This window comes from Ensifer sp. D2-11, assembly GCF_054161295.1.
On the sequence record NZ_CP096433.1, the window covers coordinates 2,588,784 to 2,609,245 of the forward strand.

Genomic DNA, 20,462 nt, shown 5'->3' on the forward strand with positions numbered 1-20,462 from the left:
TAATCTTGCGTGGGACTTGTCGGGGATGCGGAAGGACTGCACCGTGATCTTGCCCCTCTCCTCGGGTTAACCCGAGGACTAGCCCTCTCCCCGCAGGCGGGGAGAGGGGACGTGGCTCACATACGCGACCCATTTGCGGTGAAGATTGCACGGGCTGAGGCGGGTGCCTCTTGTTCCCTTCTCCCCGCATGCGGGGAGAAGGGAACAAGAGGCAGGCGGATGAGGGGCAAGCGCGACGGGAAATAGCCCCGCCGCACCCCGCTTATGGCCCCTACGCTACTTCGCCGCGAAGATCTCGCCCTTGGACGTGATCATCACCCAGCGGCCGTCGCGCTCCTCGAAGGTCGCAAGCCGGCTGTTGTCCGGCAACACCGAACCGATACGGACGATATACATGCCGCTCGCGTCCTCGATGAGCGCGCGGCCATTGGCGACGTGCATGAGTTTGAAGCTCTCTTTTCCGGGGAACGGCTGATCGGGAGCCCCCATGTCCGTGCCTTCGGCGGGATCCTGATCGAGCCCCGGCACCGTCGCCGTCGTCAGGCGATCGACCGCGGCGGCGGTCTCCTCGTCCATGTCCGTCATTGCCAGCGGCGACACCGACAGGATCTGCCGGTCCGGGCGCTCCGGCAGATCGCGCGTCGTTCCCTGCCAGAGCGACGGCATCGAGAATTTCTCCGGATGCAGATAGACGTACCACGGCAGGAACGTCGCACAGGCAGCCATGGCCAGGCCGATCGCACCGAGTATCTTGTCGATCAGCGGCATCCGGGTTTCGCGGCGGCGTTGGCGCACGATCTCGTCTGCATCGAAGTCCGTCAATTTCATCCCCTTCCGCGCAGGCCGGCGGCGCCCGGCTGATTGCCCATCGCGGCTGCCTTCAGCGCGTTGGCGAGGTCCGTGAAGGCGTCGAAGGCGGGCCGTTCGCCGGGCATCTGCTTCAAGACGTCGTAGATGACCGGCACTTGCTTTATCGCCATGTCGAGATCGGCGTCGCCGCCCGGCCGGTAGCCGCCGATGAGCCTGAGGTCCCGGGTTTCCTCGAAGCGGTGGATCAAGGATTTCAGCCGGGCAACCAGCTTCTCCTGGTCCGGCGTCCAGGCCTTTCGGGCAAGACGCGAGATGGAGGCGAGCGGATTGACCGGCGGGTAGCGCCCCTCTTCGGCAAGGCTTCGGTCGAGGACGATGTGCCCGTCGAGAATGCCGCGCGCCGAGTCGGCGACCGGGTCGTTGTGATTGTCGCCATCGACCAGGATCGAAATGATCGCCGTGATCGTGCCGGCTCCCTCGGCGCCGGGCCCGGCGCGCTCGAGCAGCCGCGGCAATTCGGTGAAGACCGAGGCCGGATAGCCGCGGGCGATCGGCGGCTCCCCCGCTGCCGTCGCCACCTCACGGATCGCATGGGCGAAACGCGTGACGCTGTCGACGATGAGCAGCACGTTGTCGCCCTTGTCGCGATAATGTTCGGCAATCGTGACCGCGGTCAGCGGCGCCATTTTTCTCAGCATCGGGCTCTCGTCGCTGGTGGCGACGACGGCGACCGATTTCGAAAGATTGTCGCCCAGCGTGTCCTCGATGAATTCGCGCACTTCGCGGCCGCGCTCGCCGACCAGGGCGATCACCACCTTGTCGAAGGCGTCGGCGCGGGCCAGCATGGAAAGCAGCGTCGATTTGCCGACGCCGGAGCCCGCGAAGATGCCGAGGCGCTGCCCGAGGCAGAGCGGGGAGAAGATGTCTATCGCCCGCACGCCCGTCCTGAAGCCTTGCTCCACCCGCTTGCGCGTCATGGATGGCGGCGCGGTGTTCGCGATCGAGCGGCGGATGTCGCCCTGCAGCAGCGCGCCCAGGCCGTCGATCGGCTCGGCCAGCGCATTGATGGTGCGGCCGCACCAGTTGTCGGTCGGCGCTATGCGGAAGGCGCCCTTGCGGATGACGACGTCATGGATGCCGATCGGGTCCCCCGGTTCGATCGGGCAGACGACCACCCGCTCGGGCTCGACGCGGACGACTTCGCCGAGATGGGTGCCGGTCGTGCTCTTGTGCGCCACGAAGTCCCCGAGCCGGACGTGCCGCGACAGGCCGCTGACCGTGTAATGCCCCGGCGAAATCGTCTGGACATGACCGCCCGGTGCGATGGCAAAGTCGGGATTTGCATAGCGCTCGACCAGCCCGGCGAGCGCCGCGAGCGACGTCGATGTTGCAGTTTTTTCAGCGGCTTCGCGTGCCATCCGGCTTTCCGTTCCGTCCCGCCCCAAATTCCGTCGATAGAACCGTCAACGGCTGCCGCCGAGCGTCTCGATGGCCTTATCGAGCGATCCCTCACTGTCGCGCATAAGCGCGGTGACGTTGTCGAAGGCGCGGGTGATCATGATCAGCTGCGACATTTCCTGTATGGCGTTCACGTTCGACCCCTCCAGGAAGCCCTGCATCACGCCGACGTCGAACCGGTCAACGACCGGTTCCGGCTGGGCGGCCGGCATAACGGAACTGTTGTCGTAACGCATGAAGCCTTTGCTGAAATCCGCCTCGTAAAGCCCGAGCAGGGCGATCTGGACGCCGTTCTGGTGAATGGCACCATCGGCACCGACGGCAATTTCACCGGCACCGCCGTTCAGCTGGATCGGCGCGCCGCCGGCGTCGAGCACCGGATATCCCTTGATGGTTACGAGCTCGCCGGTCTCCGTCAGGGTGAACCGGCCGTCGCGCGTCAGCGCCGGGCCGCCGGGCGTGTCGATCGAGAACCAGGCGTCACCCTTGATGGCGAAATCGAGTGCGGAGCCGGTGCGCGCGAGCGCGCCGGTTTTGGTGCTCAGGAATTCCTCGCCCTCCGAAACATAGGAGACCTTTGTCGGCTTGGTGTCGCCCAGCACCTGGTTGAACTTCACTTCCGTCGCGCGGAAGCCGACCGTGTTGGAGTTGGCAATATTGTCGGCAAGCGTGTTCAGGCGCTTTTCAAGCGCCATCTGCGACGAAAGCGCGACATAGAGACCGGTCTGCAAATCAGCGTCCCCCGAGTTTCAGATTGTTGATGGTCAGGAGCAGGTCGGGAGAAATTCCGTAGCCGCTCGACGCGCCGAAAACCGCAAGTGGGTCATAGCCGTCGGAGGAATTGTCGATTTCCCAAAGAGCGGTGAAGCGGTCCAGGAACTCGGCTATTTTCTGAGGGTCCTGGAAATCCTTGAAATCGATCGCCGCCTCGTAGGCCTCAGCCTGGCGATCCACGTCGGCGGCCGCGAATTCGGCCGGCAGCTGCAGGACGGTTCGGACCACATGCGAGAGGGCCTCGTCGGCGATGATTTCGTAGCCATTGGCGATCGTCGGCGCCATGCGCTGGAAATAGAGCGCCAGCCGCACGCCGGTGTTTTCCTCGCCGGCCTTCTGCTCCAGCGTCTGGCGCGTATATTTTTCGGCCACACCCTTCTGCGCCCGCTCGAAGGCAGTGGCGGCTTCGCCGTGCCGGGCGAAATTCAACGACTCGACCAGCGCCTCGTAGCGCCCGTCGGCCAGCTTGTTGGCAAAGGCGTCGTCACTGTCGATGCCTTCGGCGAGCACCTTGCGCATGAAGGCCTTGGCATAGGCCATGTCCTCGAGGCCGTGCGCCTTCATCGCGTAGTTGTAGAGCCGGCTGTCGGCGAAGAAATCGTCGAGCGTTTTGATGCTGCCGATCTTCGACAGGTAGTACTCCGTCTCGCGGGCGACGTCCGGCTGCGCCGAAACGCGTTCCAGCGATTTCGTCAGATCCGCAGTGATCAGCCTGTAGCTCGTATAGGTCGTCGTCACGATCGGCTCGCCTGTCGCAATGAAGCGGGATGAGAAATGTGTGCGCGGTCTTCCGCCCGCGCCAACTGTCGGGACCGGACGCGATTGCGGTCCGACCCTGGCCAACCCTGACGGCGTTGGCTTGCGCGAACCTGTCCCGGACGCGGGGTTTCCGCGGCCAGCCTCACGCAAGGATCGAACCCTATTTCATCGGAGGAAATTCACGATCGCGACAGGTATCGGCATGAACATCATCATCGGGCTTCTTGTGACTTTCGGCTGTATCCTCGGCGGCTACATGGCGATGGGCGGCCACCTGGAAGTCCTCAACCAGCCCTTCGAGCTGATGATCATCGGCGGGGCCGGCATCGGCGGCTTCATCATGGCCAACTCGATGAAGGTGGTCAAAGACACCGGCAAGGCACTCGGCGAGGCCTTCAGGCACAAGGTGCCGAAGGAACGCGAATACCTCGACACGCTCGGCGTGCTCTACAGCCTGATGCGCGACCTGAGGACAAAATCCCGCAACGAGATCGAGAGCCACATCGACAATCCGGAAGAGTCTTCGATCTTCCAGTCCGCACCCACCGTCCTGCAGAACAAGGAGCTCACCGCCTTCATCTGCGATTATGTGCGCCTGATCATCATCGGCAACGCCCGCTCGCATGAGATAGAGGCGCTGATGGACGAGGAAATCCAGACGATCACCCACGACAAGATGAAGTGCTACCACGCGATGACGACCATGGGCGATGCTCTGCCCGCGATCGGCATCGTCGCCGCGGTTCTCGGCGTCATCAAGGCAATGGGCGCGATCAGCGAGGCGCCGGAGGTGCTGGGCGCCAAGATCGCCGCCGCGCTCGTCGGAACGCTGCTCGGCGTGTTTCTTTCCTATTCGATCGTCGGGCCCCTCGTCGCAAACATCAAGTCCGTGCGGGAAAAGCAGAACCGTCTCTATGTCATCGTCAAGCAGACGCTGCTTGCCTACATGAACGGCTCGGTTCCGCAGGTGGCACTCGAATACGGCCGCAAGACCATCTCCGCCTATGAGCGGCCGTCCATCGATGCGGTCGAACAGGAAATGATGAATCCCGGCGGCGGCAGCGAAAGCAAGGCGGCCTGACATGAGCACAAGCACCGCATCGAACGTCCATGCATTCGACAGGAGGCTGATCGCGCGCATGACCGGCGCGCTCGGCGATGACAAGGTCATCGGCCGAACCGCTCTCGAGCTGGCGCAGGTCTTCGATGAACGCCTGCCCGGTGTCCTGCAATCGGAGACCGGATGCGACGTCACGATCGCCTATGCGGGCTTCCGGACAGGCCTCCGCAACGATCTTATCGCGGCTCTCGGAGACGGAGTCCTGCTCGGCGATCTTTCACTGCGCAACTGGTGCGCGGACTTCCAGGTCGGCTGCGACAGCCCGGTTCTGATCGCACTCGTCGAGGCTCTGCTCGGGGCCGAACCCACGAGCATAGAGGAACCCGCGCCGCGCTCTCTGTCGAAGATCGAGATCGATGTCGCCTTGCCGGTATTTCACGGCATCGCCGAGGTCCTGCGCACCGCGGTGAACGCGCCCGGCGGGTTCGAGCCCGTCGTCGGCCGCCCGTACAACAGCGCGGAACGGGCAAAGCCCGATCCGGTGCTCCAAGATGTCTTCGCAGCCTCGATCGACATGACCATCGGCCTCGGGCCGGTGCTCTCCACCTTCTCGGTCATCGTCCCGCAAAGCACGCTCCTCAAGACCCGGATCGTTTCTCGGAAGGGTGCGGGCGAGGACCGGAATGCGAAGACCGAATGGACGGAACAGCTGGAGGAGCAGGTCCGCCGATCGGCCGTCGCGCTCGAGGCCCGCATCCGGCTGGAAAGCCTGACGCTCGACACGCTCAGCCGCCTGCAGGCCGGGGACGTCATCCCTTTCCACGACGGGCAGGATGTCCGCGTGGAGGTGAGCGCCAACGGGCGCGACCTCTATGTCTGCGAGTTCGGCCGTTCCGGATCGCGATACACGGTCCGGGTCAAGGATACCCACGGCTCCGAGCAGGACATCCTTCGCCACATCATGAGTTAATCCGCCCTCGCCCGGCAGAATGCCTGAGGCAAGCTTCAACTGGAATATTCGGCACATGGCACCCAAGAAAGCAGCACCCATCGCAGAACCGGCCGTATTCGCGGCAGATGCCGAGCTCGACCAGGCGATCGACGACCTGCGCGGCGTTCTCAAGAAGGACGGCGAGGCTGACTTCGGCGCGGATTTCTCCGCAGCCGGGCCGCTCGAACAGCCCATGGATTTCGGCAGCGACTTCGGTTCCACTGACGGTGCTGGATTCGGCGGCGATTTCGCTGCCGGCTTCGGCGGCGGCCTCGCGGAAACCGGGGCAGCCAGCGGCTTCGACGCGGACTCCGGTTTTGCCGGAGGGGATTTCGACGCGGCACCGACTGCCGGTGAAACAGCGCCCGGCAGCGGAATGACCGCCAACATGGACCTGATCATGGACATCCCGATCGATGTCCAGATCGTGCTCGGGACCAGCCGCATGCAGGTCTCCGGTCTCATGGCGCTTACCGAGGGCGCAACGATCGCGCTCGACCGCAAGATCGGCGAACCGGTCGAGATCATGGTCAACGGCCGGGTGATCGGCCGCGGAGAAATCACCGTTCTCGAGGGCGATGTGACCCGCTTCGGCGTCAAGCTCCTGGAGATCAAGGGCACTAAGAAATAGAGCGGGATGAGGAAAGGTGTAAGCGGTTTTCCGCCCGCATCCCGTTTCAACTCACTAGAAGCCCGATGACCGGGCGGGGATGAATCCATGACGGATTTCGGAAGTTTCGAGGCACAGGCTCAGGCGCTTGCACAACCGTTGAGCCAGACGGAAAAGGCGGCCGCGGTGCTGCTCGCCATGGGCAAGTCGATTGCCGGGAAGCTGTTGAAATTCTTCACCCAGAGCGAGCTGCAGGCCATAATCGCCGCGGCACAGTCCCTCAGAGCCGTCCCGCCGCACGAGCTCGAAGCCCTCGTCAACGAGTTCGAGGATCTCTTCACCGAAGGTGCAGGCCTCATGGACAATGCCAAGGCCATGGAGAGCATTCTCGAAGAGGGCCTGACGCCGGACGAGGTGGACGGGCTCCTCGGCCGCCGGGCCACCTTCCAGTCCTACGAGGCGAGCATCTGGGACCGGCTGATGGATTGCGATCCGGTGATCATCGCGCAATTGCTCGCCCGGGAACATCCGCAGACGATCGCCTATGTTCTGTCGATGATGCCGTCGAGCTTCGGCGCCAAGGTGCTGCTGCAGCTTTCCGACAAGCAGCGGCCCGAGATTCTCAACCGTGCCGTCAACATCAAGAACGTCAACCCGAAGGCGGCGGCGATCATCGAGGCCCGGGTTATCGAAATCATCGAAGAGATGGAGGCCGATCGCAACTCGCCCGGCCCGGCGAAGATCGCCGAAGTGATGAACGAACTCGAGAAGCCGCAGGTCGACACGCTGCTCGCCTCGCTCGAAACGATCAGCACCGATTCGGTCAAGAAGGTGCGGCCGAAGATATTCCTGTTCGACGACATCCTTTTCATGCCGCAGCGGAGCCGCGTGCAGCTCTTCAACGACGTCTCCACCGACGTCATCACCATGGCGCTCAGAGGTTCTGCGGCGGAGTTGCGCGAGTCTATCCTCGCCTCCATCGGCGCCCGCCAGCGGCGCATGATCGAATCGGACCTCGCCGCCGGCGATGCCGGCATCAATCCGCGCGATATCGCGATCGCGAGGCGCTCGATCACCCAGGAGGCGATTCGCCTCTCCGCAAGCGGGCAGCTCGAGCTCAAGGAAAAGGAGCCGGAGGCCGCCTGACGCCTCCAGCCTGCCGGTATATCGCGTTTGGTTTCCGATTTCTGTTGACCCGCGCGGGCTGCCGCACACCCACCCTTGCGCAGGGACCTGTCCGGGTTCACCACAACAGCGTGCGCTTGCGTCTGCTGCCACGATTCCCTCGCGAATTCGGGTCGAGCGGTAACCGGAAGCGTCGTTCAGATTGTCGCCTGCTGAGGAGCTTGCTGGTTCATGGCGGAAGAGCAGGACAAGGACAGTAAAACAGAAGCGCCGTCGGAAAAGAAGATTTCCGACGCGACCGAAAAAGGCAACGTCCCTTTCTCGCGTGAGGTGACCGCTTTCGCCTCGACGCTGGCAATCTACATTTTCGTCGTCTTTTTCCTTTCGGACGGCGCGGCAAACATGGCCGAGGCGCTGAAGGACATTTTCGAGCAGCCGGAAGCCTGGAGGCTCGATACGGCAACGGACGCCGTCGCCCTGATTTCGCATGTCGTTCTGAAATGCGCCGCGCTGGTTCTGCCGGTTTTCATCCTGCTCATCCTCTTCGGCGTCGGATCGTCGATCTTCCAGAACCTGCCGCGGCCGGTCCTCGACCGCATCCAGCCGAAATGGAACCGGGTATCGCCCGCGGCCGGTTTCAAGCGGATCTACGGCGTTCAGGGGCTGGTGGAATTCGGCAAGTCGCTGTTCAAGATAATTGTCGTTTCGATCGTCGTCGTCCTCGTGCTCTGGAACGATTATTTCGCCACGCTCGACATGATGTTCTCCGATCCGGTGACGATCTTCACGACGATGATCTCCGACCTCAAGCAGATCATCATCGTCGTTCTCTTCGCCACCGCGACGCTCGCCATCGTCGACCTCTTCTGGACGCGCCATCACTGGTACACAGAGCTCAGGATGACGAGGCAGGAGGTCAAGGACGAGCTGAAGCAATCGCAGGGCGACCCGATCGTCAAATCGCGGCTCAGATCGATGCAGCGCGACCGCGCGCGCAAGCGGATGATCTCCTCGGTTCCGCGCGCAACCCTGATCATCGCCAACCCGACCCACTATGCCGTAGCCCTGCGTTATGTGCGCGAGGAGAGTGACGCGCCGGTCGTCGTGGCTATGGGAAAGGACCTGGTGGCCCTGAAGATTCGCGAAATTGCGGAGAAGAACGGCATCCCCGTCTTCGAGGATCCGCCGCTTGCACGCTCCATGTTTGCACAAGTCTCGGTGGATAGTGTCATTCCACCGGTGTTTTACAAGGCAGTCGCCGAACTGATTCACCGGGTTTATGCAGCTCAGCCGCAACAAAGACGGGTGACATGATCTTGAAAAAGTGCCAATTCTCCGAAGAACGAGAACAGATAGTTGCGGAGGCGATCCGTCCGGTTGCGACCGAATTGCGCCTCATCGATGCTGCGGATTTCATCGCGCTCCTGCGCTTCGAGTCCTATGCGAGCATCGCCGATTTGGTGGAATCGGCGGCAGAGCTCTACTTCCTGCCCGGCACCGTGAACTTCGGCCTCGGCGGCAACTATAATCTCGACTGGGACAGTCGCCCGGAGGTCATCCTCGACCTCGAACTGAAGCCCCGCGGCGTCACGGTCTATGCGCGCCTCGTGCTCGCGGGCGATACGGCCGGCATCGAGATCAGCCACATCAACTTTCAACAGCCCTCGGGCGATCCGGACGAGAATACCGCCTTTCTCGCCAAGAGCCTGGCAGAATCGAAGTTCGTCAAAACCTATCCGCTGCCCCTGGCGAGCTGAGGAGCTGGCTAGCTGATATAGCCGAGGCGGATCGCCTTGGCGATCGCCTGGATCCGGTTGACGGAGTCGAGCTTCGTCGTCGCGGCCCCGAGATAGGCATTCACCGTGTGCACCGAGAGACCCATCTTCTCGGCGATCTCCTCGCTGATATGTCCGTCGCCGGCCATTTGCAGGCAGGCGATTTCGCGATCGCTCAAGGCCTCCGCCTTGAACAGACGCTTCTCGTCGGCGGCCAGGAGGTCTGCCATGATCTGCGCGCTGCGGCCGTGAAGCTCCACGATCTGTTCGCCCGAAGCATCGATGTAGCTTCCGGCGAACATCACATAGCCATTGCCCTGCGCGCCAAGCCGTATCGGAAAGGCGATGCCCGAATAGGGAAGCTTGCGCTCCCTCAGCCGCCGTGTGAACGGGCCGAAATCCGAGACTTCGGCGGTCTGATGCTCGCCCTGACCGTTCCAGAGGACCGGCAGCAAGGAAAGATCGAGATGCTGGAGCAGTTCGTCGCCATAGAGCATTATCAGATCACGCGCGTTTTCCTCGCAAGAGGCTCCCCAGTTGTGGAGGACGCAGGTGAGCTTGCGCGTTGCAGGAAGGCCCCTGCCATTCGTTCGCAGAACGGCGAAATTCTTCGCGTTGATCTGCCGTTGCATGGCCTGCAAGCGCGTCACCAGAGTCGCTGCCCGCGCCGCGCGGGCGTTACGGCCCGACCGGCCGGCGTCGTCGCGATCTTCGGTCGCGAGATAAGCCATCGTCACCGCTCCTAAACCAGATTGTTGCGCACGGCGTGGGCGATCGCTTCCGACCGCGTTCGCGTCGCCGTCTTGCGCATTACGCTGGTGATGTAATTGTTGATCGTGTTGCGGGAGATCCCGAGTATGACGGCGATCTCATCGCTCGTCTTGCCTTCGGCAATCCAGAACAGACATTCGAGCTCGCGCTCGGTCAGTTCGCATTCCCTATCGTGACGCACATCGGCTTTGATCTTATGACTGGCGACATAGCCGGCAAGCACCGCGATGTCGCGCAGCGCCTCCTGGGAGAGGATCACGTCCTCGGGGAAGAGCAGCATCAAGGAGAACCGCGTGCGCCCCACGCTGAAGGTCACGGCGCAATAGCTCCGGCTGACCCCCCGCGGCAAGCCGATATCGTCGGGCATCGTATGGAAGGCCGGCTGCAGTTGGGCGAGGCACTTTTCCAGTTCGGTGATCTTTGCATGGAGCCCGGCGATGATGCCCGAAAGGCGCCGAACGATGTCGAACGGCCAGTCGGAACAGACGACAAAATCAAGTCCGCCGTCCTGCGAGACATCGTGCCGGGCGAGAAGGTAATGGGTTGCGCCGACATACTCCGTCAGCGCTGCCAATCCGTTGCCGAGACCCGCGCCCGAGGCCACTTCCCCAAGCCTTCGGATCAGTTGCTCCCTTGATATTTTGCGTCCACACACCCGCGGCGCAGCGGTCTCCGAAGACCAGACTGCGTCCGACCGCGACATTTCCATGACTTTCAGCCCCCGTGCCGGATTCGACGCCCTGAAATGTCACGCTTGCCCTGTCGTCCCCGACAGCCGGCTTCGCCGGTATTCTTGCCACCAAGCGAGTATCAGGACGCGAATCAATTGCTAAACTGTACATCGCCGCCCCCAAAAAGACAGGGCATCCAGTTGCGCGGTTACTTGGCAACCTTGCCCAGCGCATTCACGTGTGCGTGAGCTGGCGGGCGGCCGGGCGCGCTTCTTCTCCGACCGATTCGCTAATCAAGGCATTGATTATTAACGGCATCCGGCGATCGCTGTGCGTGGCCGTGCAGTTGAAAATCCGTGACATCGGACGGGAGTTCGCCTTTTCGTTGCAGATCAGTTGCTCGCGGGACGCCTCAACTCTTCATCCAAGACTTACTTTAAGCCGGGGAATGTTGCCGAAATGCATCAAATCCTGCCGGGGTTATTGACAGCAACGCCGGGAATGCGGAAAGTCTGTTCACCAAATTATATTCACCTCTTTCGAAGATATATTTTAATGCAACTCCGGAACCAGCAAACAACGCGGAGTAACGGGCTGCGCAAGCCGCAGCATGGAGAGCGCCGCGTGAATCTAAATTAATTAAAATTTGGTTTAAATTTGCCGACGGCCATCGGACGTGATTCCGGACGCGGGGCGGATTCTTTAGCCAGACTCCTCCGCGTCATCGCCAGCCGGAGCTAGACTCGCCAATACTCCCGGAAGGCCCGCTGCGCCGGCGCGGGCCGGATCGAGGCGCGCCCGCAACGGGCAAGTCCCGCCTGTTGGGCGGGACTTCGTTCCAATTCAGGTTTCCGCCGGCATCTTTCACGCCGCTCGGTCGACTGCCCATTTTCGCAGTATCTTCGCTGCCCGCTCTTCGCTGATCTCTACCATCCGGGCGAGGCGCCGCTCCGGCCCTTCCTTGACGCGGCGGTTGAAGCCGGCCTCGTCGCCGAGATTGAGCAGGTCGTTGCCGCCGTCGAAGCCGAAGTCGGAGCCGAAGCCCTCCATGAGGGCGCCCCCTGCGCCGGCGCCGGCCGGCGAGAAGTCCGGCAGTTCGAGCCCGGCGGCTTCGCCTTCGAGCTTGCCCGCCTGTCCGCCGAAGCCCAGCTGGCGGGCAAGCGGCCGCATCCCGAACCATACCACCAGGAAGGCGACCGCGACGAAGGCGAGCGCGTTGATGATGCCGCCGAGGTTGCGCGTCAGCATTTCCATGATCCCCGGGCCCGGCACCGCCTGGTCGAGGAGCTGTGTCTCCACGAAATCCATGGCGTTCAGCGTCACGACGTCGCCGCGACCCGGATCTATCCCGGCGGCGGAGGAAACGATCTTCTGCATCTCCTGGAGATAGGCATCGATTTTCGCCTGATCTGCCGGTTCGCCGGCCATGGCCGCGAGGCGCCCGCGATTGACGACGACCGCGATCGACAGCCGCTCGATCGAATAGCTGTTCTTGACGGTGGCGATCGTCTTGCTGTTGATCTCGTAATTCGTCTGCTCTTCCTTCTTCTCAGCCTCGTCGCTCGACTGCTGACCGGCTCCGCCGCGCGGCGCCGCCTGGGGGACGTTCTGCTGTACCGTGGCGGCATTGTCCGGCTGCTGCTGGCTGGACTTCTGCTCTTCCTTGATCACGCGCGTCGAGCGCTCGACGCGCGATTCCGGATCGAAGACAGTCTCCTGAATCTGCTGCGCATCGGTGTTGAGCCTGGCGGTGACGCTGGTGCGGAAATTGTCCATCCCGAGGAATGGCGCGAGAGCATTGTCGATCTTCTTTTCGAGATCGGACTGGACGTTCTGGACGACGCCGAGTGACTGATTGAGCGCGCTGTTCGACGGGTCGTCACCGGATGCGAGCAGCTGGCCGGTCGAATCGAGGACGGTGACGTCGTCGACATCGAGGCCCGGCACGGAAGACGCGACCAGATGCCGAATGGAGGACGCAGCGCTACGGCCGACCGTGGCGCTTGCCCGTATCATGACCGAGGCCGTCGGCGTCTGCTCTGCCTTGCGGAAGCTGCCGCGCTCCGGCATGACGATGTGGACGCGTGCGGCGGCGATGCCGGAAATCTGCTGGATCGTGCGGGCGATTTCGCCCTCGAGCGCCCGAACGCGGGTCACTTCCTGCATGAAGGACGTCAGCCCGAGCGAACCGACATTGTCGAAGAGCTCGTAACCGGCATTGGCGCTGCTCGGCAGGCCGCGCTCGGCAAGCAGCAGACGGGCCTTGCCGGTCATGCCGACGGGCACCTGGATGCTGCCGCCGTCGGTGCCGACTTCGAAGTCGACATTGGCCTCCGCAAGCGCAATGCTGATCTGGGTGACGTCGCTGCGTTCGAGACCGACATAGAGCGTCTCGAAGGACGGCCGGTTGACATAGATACCGGCACCGAGGACGAAGCCGATCGCCACGACGCCAGCCACGGCAAGCGCAATGAGCTTTCCTTGTCCGAGATTGCTCAGATTTTTCGTGAACGTCGAGAATTGATCGAACAGATTCATTCTGTTTCCGCACCCAGTATCGCAAGGCACCCGCTCCGATTATCCGGTCGGTACCCTGCGCAGATCCAACATTCGGGTTTGCTGGAAAACGGCCTGCGCTCAGCCGTTCTGCATTAGCCGCGAATCTACCAGCCCCGGAAGCGAAGCTAGGCCACGAAACTTGCGCGAACTTGGCGAAGGGCAGGCATCGGCGAACTGTCGCGCAGCGCACCGCTCCGGCCGCGCGGCCGCCCCTCATCCGCCTGCCGACACCTTCCCCCCCGCAAGCGCTACGGCATGCACATATCTCTTGTTGTCCAGCCCTTCGCGGACTTACTCCGGAGTGGCGGCATCTGTATTTCCAGCAGTGGCGAGGCTTGCGGATGGGTCCTTGGGATCAAACCCGTATGCGCTAACATTGGCATTAGCGGTCACCCGCCCCTCATCCGCCTGCCGCCACCTTCTCCCCGCGCAGGCGGGGAGAAGGGACAAGCGGCGCCAACTGAACCCCGCATTCACCGCCCGCCCGAGGGAGCGAGCGGGCGCGGCATATCCCTTCTCCCCGCCTGCGGGGAGAAGGTGGCGGCAGCCGGTTGAGGGGCAATCCCGACCGAGCGGGGTTGAGGCGGTTGGGTTCCCGAGGGATCCCTTTCATGAGCAGTATCCGCCGCACCGGCGCGCAAGAGATATGTGCATGCCGTAGCCCGCAAGCGGGGCGAAGGGACAAGAGGCATGCTCCACATGTCCGCTCTCCCTGCCTGCGCTAGGGTATATACATATCTGCTCCTCTGGCGGGAGCCGAGCCGTGGGGAGAAACCGGCTGGCTTCCAGTTTTGCGGTCTGCCGATGGCATCGTTTGGGATAGGTGAAGGTCAAGCCGCTTGTCGTCCCCACAAGGGGGGAGAATATTTGCGGCGGGGCCCGCTTCCCCTTCTGCGTTCTGCCCGTGGCATCGTTTTGGGCATGCGAAGGTCAAACCAATGTCGTCTGCCCCAAGGCAATGGTCCCGCGGGAGGGTCAGATGTATACAGGCCCTAGCCGCGCGCGGGGAGAGGGAGAGGGTTAGGGTGAGGGGCGGGCGACCTCAGAAGGCCTCGAAGTCGCCAGCCGCCTTGGTCAGCGGCTGCGAATGCCCATGCCGGAGGATACCGCTGCCGAGCGCCTTCTTCATGTCGGCAAGGTTGACGAGGTTCACCGCGGTGGTGACGTCCACCAGACAGGTGTCGGGAATGGAGGCGGTGATGGTATCGATGAACTCCGCGAGCCCGCGCGTCTTCTGCACCGCGAGGTCGATGCCCTGCAGCACCATGATCCTGTCCGCGCCGGCGCCGTCATCGCTCATGAGTTGAGGCTCTATGCGCTCGATCAGATAGGCGACGTCGTGGAGCTCCGTGACGACGCGCATCAGCACGTCCGGCAGCGATTCTTCCGCGTGAGGCTGGTTGTGGTCTTTCTGCATTGTTTCCTCACATGGCCTCGGCCGGTATGATCAGAAGAATTCGATGGAGCTTTCGGCCGGCTTCGGCACGGCGGGCCTCTGGTCCATCTGAAGCGCCCGCTGTGCCTCCACGCCTGTCAGGGCATATTGGCGCGCGCGCCCGGACGACGGCCAGTATTCGAGCTTGCGCCCGTGGTCGCCGCCAGTGCTTTCGCCGACGATGCGGATACCCTCGTCCATCAGGAACTGGCGTGCGAAGGCGGCATTCTGCTCGCCGACGTTCGAGAAACGCGCAATCGTCCTGGCGCCGCCGAAGATTTTCGCCTCCAGCCGGTCGCGGCGCGCCCCCTGCTTCAGAAGGCCGTTGATGAGAAGCTCCATCAGGTGCACGCCGTAGCGCGTGGCGTCCGCGCCGGAACTCGGCGAGGTCGCCGATCCCGGCAGCAGGAAGTGATTCATGCCGCCGACGCCGGCCGCCGGATCGCGCATGCAGGCGGCCACGCAGGAACCGAGAATGGTCGAAAGCACGATATCCGGATCGTTGACGACCTTGAACTCGCCCTGAATGACATGGACGCGCCTCCCGGCAGCCTCGGTGTTCATTTCAGTGCCCCGAACACGGCCTCGATCGCGGCTTTCATCTTTTCGATCGTGAACGGCTTTGCCAGCACGTTGTTGGCGCCGAGCGCAGCCGCCTTCTGCACCAGCGCGCGGTCGCCCTGTGCCGTCAGAATGATGAAGGCCGCCTTCTTGGTGGCGGGGTTTGCACGCACCGCCTGGAGCAGGCCCAACCCATCCATTTTCGGCATGTTGAAATCCGAGATCACCAGATGATGGGGATTCTGAGCCATGATCTTCATGCCCTGCTCGCCGTCACCGGCCGCGGTGATCTGCTTGAAGCCGAGTTGCTGCAGTGCGTCGCCCAGGAGCAGACGGCTCGTGACCTGATCGTCGACGATCAGAACTTTTATCTTTTCGGCGAGAGACATTATTCGATTCCTTCTTTTCGGGCAGCCGCCGTCTTCAAAATCTCCTCCCCGATCGATCCGAGGGGGAGCTGCGTTTCGACCGCGCCCAATTCATAGGCGACGCGCGGCATGCCGTAGACGACACAGGTCTTTTCGTTCTGACCGAAGGTGCGTGCTCCGGCATGCCGCAATTTCAGGAGACCGGCGGCGCCATCGCGGCCCATTCCGGTGAGAATCACCCCGATGGCGTTCCGGCCCGCCAGTTCGGCGACGGAATCGAACAGCACGTCGACCGAGGGACGATGTCCGTTGACCGGCGGATGATCCACCAGTCGGCAGCAGGGTGCTGCGGCATTATGGACCTCAAGATGGCGTTCGCCGCCGGGCGCCAGATAGACCCTGCCGACCTCGAGCCGCGCGCCATCCGTCGCCTCTTGGACCGTCGGGGCGCAAAGCCGGTTCAGCCGTTCGGCGAAGCTCTTGGTGAAGGTGTGCGGCATGTGCTGCGTGATCACCGTCGGCGGACAATTCGCCGGGAACTTCTGCAAGACCGTGATCAGCGCCTCGACCCCGCCGGTCGAGGCTCCGATCGCGACGATCTTGCGCCCTGCCCGGTAGTCGGAAACGGCTGTCGCCGCCGGCGCGGCCGCCCTGTTGCTGGTGATCATGGACTTGCGCTGCGAACGCGCGGCCGCCTTGACCTTTTCGGCGAGATCGCGGAACGGATGCGTATCCCCCGGCTGGGGCTTGCCGACGCAGTCGAAGGCGCCGATCTCGAGCGCGGCGATCGTCGCTTCGGCGCCCCTATGGGTCAGCGTCGAGACCATGATCACCGGCATGGGCCTCAGCCGCATGATCTTGTCGAGGAATTCGAGGCCGTTCATGTTCGGCATCTCGATGTCGAGGGTCACGACATCGGGGTCAAGCTGCTTGATCGCCTGACGCGCCTCGAGCGCGTCGGCAGCCTGACCGACGACCGCAATGTCCGGATCGGCATTGAGCACGGCGGAGATGAGGCCGCGCATGGTGGCCGAGTCGTCTACGACGAGAACACGTGCGGGAGCGCTCATGCCCGGCCCCCGTGGAACTTGCCGGTATGGCGATAGGTCGTGATGCCGATATTGTCGAACAGCGCCTTGGCATCCCCCGACACACGTTCCGAGTGGCCGATATAGAGGTGCCCGCCATTGTCCAGCACACCGGCGAAGCGCGACCAGATCTTCATCTGCGTCGGCTCGTCGAAATAGATCACGACATTGCGGCAGAAGATCACGTCGAACGGCCCCTTGATCGGCCACTGCGCCATGAGATTGAGTTCGTTGAAGGTGATCAGCCGCTTGACGCGATCGTCGACCTGCCACTTGCGGCGGCCGCCGGCTTCGACCTCGCTGAACCATTGCTTGCGCATGGCAGGGTTCACCGTCTCGAGCGCCGTCGCATCGTAGGCGCCGGCCCGCGCCAGCGCCAGGATCTTCGGGTCGATATCGGTCGCGAGGATGCGGAAGTCGTAGTCCGCAGCATTGGGCAGCAAAGACAACACCGTCAGCGCGATCGAATAGGGCTCCTGGCCATCCGAACACGCAGCAGACCAGATGCGGACGCGACCGCCGTTCTTCGCGCGGGCGATAAGACCAGGCAGAACGTCTGTTTTCAGGTGCTCGAAATGATGGTTCTCGCGGAAAAAGCGGGTGAAATTCGTCGTGAGATGCGAAAGCATGTCGCGGCGCGCCGCCGCACCGGCAGGCGAAGCGACGAGCTGGCAGTAGTCGCGGAACCCCTTCAGTCCGAGATTGCGGATATGCTTCGAAAGCCGCGAATAGACGAGCGATGCCTTGGATTCGTTGAGATAGATGCCGGCATCCGCGTAGATCATCGCGGCGATCTCGGTGAGATCGCGGCGGGTCAGCGGATATTCTCCGCTCGCGAGACATTCGTCCGGATACGGCCTCTGATCGATGTTGGCCTGGACCCTCATGCCGCCTCCCTTTCCTCGCTCGGGAAGACCGAGTCGAGCTCTACGAGGCAGATCATGCGCCCCTCTATCGCCAACACGCCGCGTGCGAAACTCCGCTCGAAATCGGACGCGATGTCCGGCGTCGGCTGAATATCGCGATCGGAGACGGTGAGAATGTCGGAAACGGCGTCGACCAGCAGGCCGACCACCCTGCTCTTGACCTGCGCGACGATGATCACGTGCCGAACCGTCGGCTCGGCCGCCTTCATGCCTAGCCGGGCGGAGAAATCGACGATCGGCAGCACGGCGCCGCGCAGATTGATGACGCCGAGCACGTAGGCGGGCGCATGCGGCATCGGGGTCGCCGGCGTCCATCCGCGAATTTCTCGCACCGACATGATGTTGACGCAGAATTCCTGGTCGCCGACGCGGAAGGCGATCAGCTCCCGTCCGCCATTGGTCAGATGTTTTGCGGCATTGGTCATGGGAATTATCCGGCTGCAGCAAGAGACATTTCAGGTTTCAGGGATTGCCCGCGCGACGCAGCGACAATGGCGTCGACATCGAGGATGAGTGCCACGCGCCCGTCGCCGAGAATTGTGGCCGCGGCAATGCCGGGCACATGCGTGTAGTTGGCTTCGAGGCTCTTGATCACCACCTGCCGCTGGCCCTGGATGGCATCGACCATCAACGCGCGCTGGCCGCCGCCTTCGGATTCGACGAGAAGCGCCACGCCTTCGACCGGGTTGGCCTGTGCCCCGCGGAAGTTCAGGATGCGGCCCACGTCTACGAGCGGGCAGAAGGAGTCGCGGATCGAGATCAGCCGCTGGCTGGAACCGAAGCTGTGGATCGCAGAGGCCTCCGGCTGCAGCGTCTCGACGATTGCCGTCAGCGGCACGACGAGCGTCTGGTTGGCGACGGTCACCACCATGCCGTCGAGGACGGCGAGCGTCAGCGGCAGGCTCATGGTGAAGATCGAGCCCTGGCCCGGCTTCGAAGAGATGTTGATGCGGCCGCCGAGTGCCTGGATGGAGCGCTTGACGACATCCATGCCGACACCACGGCCGGAAATGTCGGAGATCTTGTCGGCCGTGGAGAAACCAGCGTGGAAGATCAGGTTGTCGACTTCCTCGTCCGAAAGGTTTGCGTCCGCCGCAATGAGATCGTTGTCGATCGCCTTCTGGCGCACCTTCTCGCGATTGATGCCGGCGCCGTCGTCGGCAAGCTCGATGACGATGCGGCCGGAGCGGTGCTTGGCCGTGAGCCGCACTGTTCCTTCCGGGTTCTTGCCCGCGGCAACCCGCTTTTCAGGCGTCTCGAGGCCGTGATCGACCGCGTTGCGGATCATGTGCGTCAGCGGCTCGGCGAGCTTGTCGATGACCGTCTTGTCGACTTCCGTATTTTCACCCTCGGTGATGAGACGGACGGACTTGCCGGTCATGTCGGCGATTTCGCGGACGATGCGGGACATGCGCTGGAAGACCGGCTTGACCGGCTGAGCGCGGATCGCCATGACGCTGTCCTGGATTTCGCGCGTAAGCTGCTGCAGTTCCTCCAGGCCCATATTGATCGACGACGTGCCGTTGGTGTCGTTTTCGATCACGCTCTGCGACAGCATCGCCTGGTTGATGACGAGTTCGCCGACGAGGTTGATCAGGCGGTCGACACGATCGAGATCGACGCGAATGGTCGGGGTCGCGGCGGAAGCGGCCTGCTGGGCGGCAGCCTGTGCCGCCGATGCCGATTGGGAATTGCGGGCATTCTCCGGGGAGACGCGCGCCGTGGACTGCGCCATTTGCAGGACGTTGCTCGCCGTCTGCGCCGCCGCGACGGCCGCATTCCGGGAGTCGCCCTCGCTGGCGGCGGCCCGGTCCTCTTCCCCGGCAGGCGCCTGGGCTTCGTCCTCGAGGATCGAAAGGTCGAAGGGGACGGGCTGCATCGGCAGGTCTTCGTCCATCCCGACCGTACCGCCGGCGAGCGCGACGTCGAGCTCGCAATCCCACTCGGCGAATTCGAACACGGAGCGGATCGCCTCTTCGCCCTTGTCGGTTTTGAGCGAAATCTTCCAGGAGAAATACGCCTCCTCCGGATTCATCCGGTCCAGCGGCGGCAAAGTGTCCATGTCGCAATGGATGCTCATTTCGCCGAGACGCGAGAGATCGCGCAGGAGCAGCGTGGCGTCATTGCCCTTGGAATAAAGATCCGACTTGGGCTTGAAGACGATCTCATAGGTGGACGGTTCGATCGTCGGCTCGTCGCCTGTCTCGAAATCGTCGAAGGAGAAGGCAACGGGCTGGAAGCCTTCCTCGTTGACGACCGGAGCAGCCGGGGCAACGCCGGCCGGCGTCGTTTTCGGCGCGGACTCGGCGGCGGCTTGCGGCAGTTCGCCGTTGGCGAGCGCTTCGAGTTCCTTGATCAGTTGCCGGCTGCGCGCCTCGTCGACGCCGCCGCCGTCACGGGCGGCGTTGGTGAGATCGGCAAGCACGTCCGCCGATCTCAGCATGACTTTCAGGACGTCCTGATTGGGTTCCAGCCTGTTGGATCGAACGCAGTCGAGCGTCGTCTCGAACACATGCGCGAAGGAGACGAGATCGTCGAGCCCGAAGGCGCCGGCGCCGCCCTTGATGGAATGGACCGCACGAAAAACGGCATTCACCGTTTCCGGATCGCGATCGCCGTCATTGAGCTTGAGGAGACCCGATTCCAGTTCCGCGAGTTGCTCCTCGCATTCCTGGAAGAAAATCTCTTTGATTTCGTTCATATCCATTGGATGGCTGTCCC

General features: G+C 63.0%; 20 protein-coding genes. 6 read left to right on the top strand and 14 right to left on the bottom strand.

Translation table 11 applies throughout. The features are described 5' to 3' along the window. Positions 1-276: 276 nt before the first annotated feature. Genes M1D34_RS12475 through M1D34_RS12490 form a run of 4 tightly spaced genes read right to left on the bottom strand, consistent with a single transcriptional unit; the run spans position 277 to position 3,780 of the window. A complete protein-coding gene (locus M1D34_RS12475; protein ID WP_013844032.1) occupies positions 277-828 on the bottom strand; it encodes a hypothetical protein in 552 nt (183 codons plus the stop codon). Beyond that, positions 825-2,228 (bottom strand): flagellar protein export ATPase FliI, encoded by a 1,404-nt coding sequence (gene fliI / locus M1D34_RS12480; RefSeq protein WP_010968730.1) that lies wholly within the window; start codon positions 2,226-2,228, stop codon positions 825-827. Before fliI ends, M1D34_RS12475 begins: the two co-directional genes overlap by 4 nt. Positions 2,229-2,273: 45 nt before the next feature. Next, on the bottom strand, positions 2,274-2,999 hold the full coding sequence (gene flgF / locus M1D34_RS12485; protein WP_498779259.1) for a flagellar basal-body rod protein FlgF: 726 nt from the start codon (positions 2,997-2,999) through the stop codon (positions 2,274-2,276). A gap of 1 nt (position 3,000) precedes the next feature. Beyond that, the gene (locus tag M1D34_RS12490) at positions 3,001-3,780 is read right to left on the bottom strand and encodes a DUF1217 domain-containing protein (RefSeq protein WP_498779261.1); all 780 of its coding nucleotides are present in this window, start codon (positions 3,778-3,780) and stop codon (positions 3,001-3,003) included. 223 nt (positions 3,781-4,003) lie between these two features. On the opposite strand from M1D34_RS12490, the gene motA reads away from it, so the two are divergent. The 6 genes from motA (at position 4,004) to M1D34_RS12520 (ending at position 9,344) form a co-directional block, all read left to right on the top strand. Then, positions 4,004-4,882, top strand: coding sequence for a flagellar motor stator protein MotA (motA, locus tag M1D34_RS12495; RefSeq protein ID WP_003529914.1), 879 nt, complete (start codon positions 4,004-4,006; stop codon positions 4,880-4,882). Position 4,883: 1 nt separating this feature from the next. Further along, entirely contained in the window at positions 4,884-5,831 is a 948-nt protein-coding gene (locus M1D34_RS12500) for a FliM/FliN family flagellar motor switch protein (RefSeq protein ID WP_498779263.1), read from the top strand. 55 nt (positions 5,832-5,886) lie between these two features. Further along, on the top strand, positions 5,887-6,483 hold the full coding sequence (gene fliN, locus M1D34_RS12505) for a flagellar motor switch protein FliN (RefSeq protein ID WP_498779265.1): 597 nt from the start codon (positions 5,887-5,889) through the stop codon (positions 6,481-6,483). A gap of 87 nt (positions 6,484-6,570) precedes the next feature. After that, positions 6,571-7,608, top strand: coding sequence for a flagellar motor switch protein FliG (gene fliG, locus M1D34_RS12510; RefSeq protein ID WP_003529920.1), 1,038 nt, complete (start codon positions 6,571-6,573; stop codon positions 7,606-7,608). A 210-nt stretch (positions 7,609-7,818) separates the two neighbouring features. Continuing rightward, on the top strand, positions 7,819-8,901 hold the full coding sequence (flhB, locus tag M1D34_RS12515) for a flagellar biosynthesis protein FlhB (RefSeq protein WP_010968725.1): 1,083 nt from the start codon (positions 7,819-7,821) through the stop codon (positions 8,899-8,901). 2 nt (positions 8,902-8,903) lie between these two features. Beyond that, entirely contained in the window at positions 8,904-9,344 is a 441-nt protein-coding gene (locus tag M1D34_RS12520; RefSeq protein ID WP_003529924.1) for a BspJ family T4SS effector nucleomodulin, read from the top strand. Positions 9,345-9,352: 8 nt separating this feature from the next. Here the strand turns inward: M1D34_RS12520 and visR are convergent, their stop codons facing one another. From visR to M1D34_RS12570, 10 genes are all read right to left on the bottom strand, one after another. Continuing rightward, complete coding sequence (gene visR / locus M1D34_RS12525; protein ID WP_003529926.1) at positions 9,353-10,093, bottom strand: transcriptional regulator VisR; 741 nt, start codon at positions 10,091-10,093, stop codon at positions 9,353-9,355. Positions 10,094-10,104: 11 nt separating this feature from the next. Then, positions 10,105-10,842, bottom strand: a complete 738-nt coding sequence (gene visN / locus M1D34_RS12530) for a transcriptional regulator VisN (RefSeq protein WP_027992685.1) — start codon at positions 10,840-10,842, stop codon at positions 10,105-10,107. 826 nt (positions 10,843-11,668) lie between these two features. Further along, entirely contained in the window at positions 11,669-13,342 is a 1,674-nt protein-coding gene (fliF, locus tag M1D34_RS12535; protein ID WP_498779268.1) for a flagellar basal-body MS-ring/collar protein FliF, read from the bottom strand. Between the two features lie 1,063 nt (positions 13,343-14,405). Beyond that, on the bottom strand, positions 14,406-14,780 hold the full coding sequence (gene cheT / locus M1D34_RS12540) for a chemotaxis protein CheT (RefSeq protein WP_127539872.1): 375 nt from the start codon (positions 14,778-14,780) through the stop codon (positions 14,406-14,408). Between the two features lie 30 nt (positions 14,781-14,810). After that, positions 14,811-15,362: a chemoreceptor glutamine deamidase CheD gene (gene cheD, locus M1D34_RS12545; RefSeq protein WP_014528991.1), complete on the bottom strand. Its 552-nt coding sequence runs from the start codon at positions 15,360-15,362 to the stop codon at positions 14,811-14,813. Then, positions 15,359-15,748: a response regulator gene (locus M1D34_RS12550; RefSeq protein ID WP_003529938.1), complete on the bottom strand. Its 390-nt coding sequence runs from the start codon at positions 15,746-15,748 to the stop codon at positions 15,359-15,361. Before M1D34_RS12550 ends, cheD begins: the two co-directional genes overlap by 4 nt. Beyond that, positions 15,748-16,797, bottom strand: coding sequence for a protein-glutamate O-methylesterase CheB (gene cheB, locus M1D34_RS12555; RefSeq protein ID WP_127539874.1), 1,050 nt, complete (start codon positions 16,795-16,797; stop codon positions 15,748-15,750). Before cheB ends, M1D34_RS12550 begins: the two co-directional genes overlap by 1 nt. Further along, positions 16,794-17,702, bottom strand: coding sequence for a protein-glutamate O-methyltransferase CheR (gene cheR / locus M1D34_RS12560; protein ID WP_003529944.1), 909 nt, complete (start codon positions 17,700-17,702; stop codon positions 16,794-16,796). Before cheR ends, cheB begins: the two co-directional genes overlap by 4 nt. Continuing rightward, positions 17,699-18,166: a chemotaxis protein CheW gene (locus M1D34_RS12565; protein WP_014528989.1), complete on the bottom strand. Its 468-nt coding sequence runs from the start codon at positions 18,164-18,166 to the stop codon at positions 17,699-17,701. Before M1D34_RS12565 ends, cheR begins: the two co-directional genes overlap by 4 nt. 5 nt (positions 18,167-18,171) lie before the next feature. Then, complete coding sequence (locus M1D34_RS12570) at positions 18,172-20,448, bottom strand: chemotaxis protein CheA (protein ID WP_498779271.1); 2,277 nt, start codon at positions 20,446-20,448, stop codon at positions 18,172-18,174. Between the last annotated feature and the right edge of the window lie 14 nt (positions 20,449-20,462).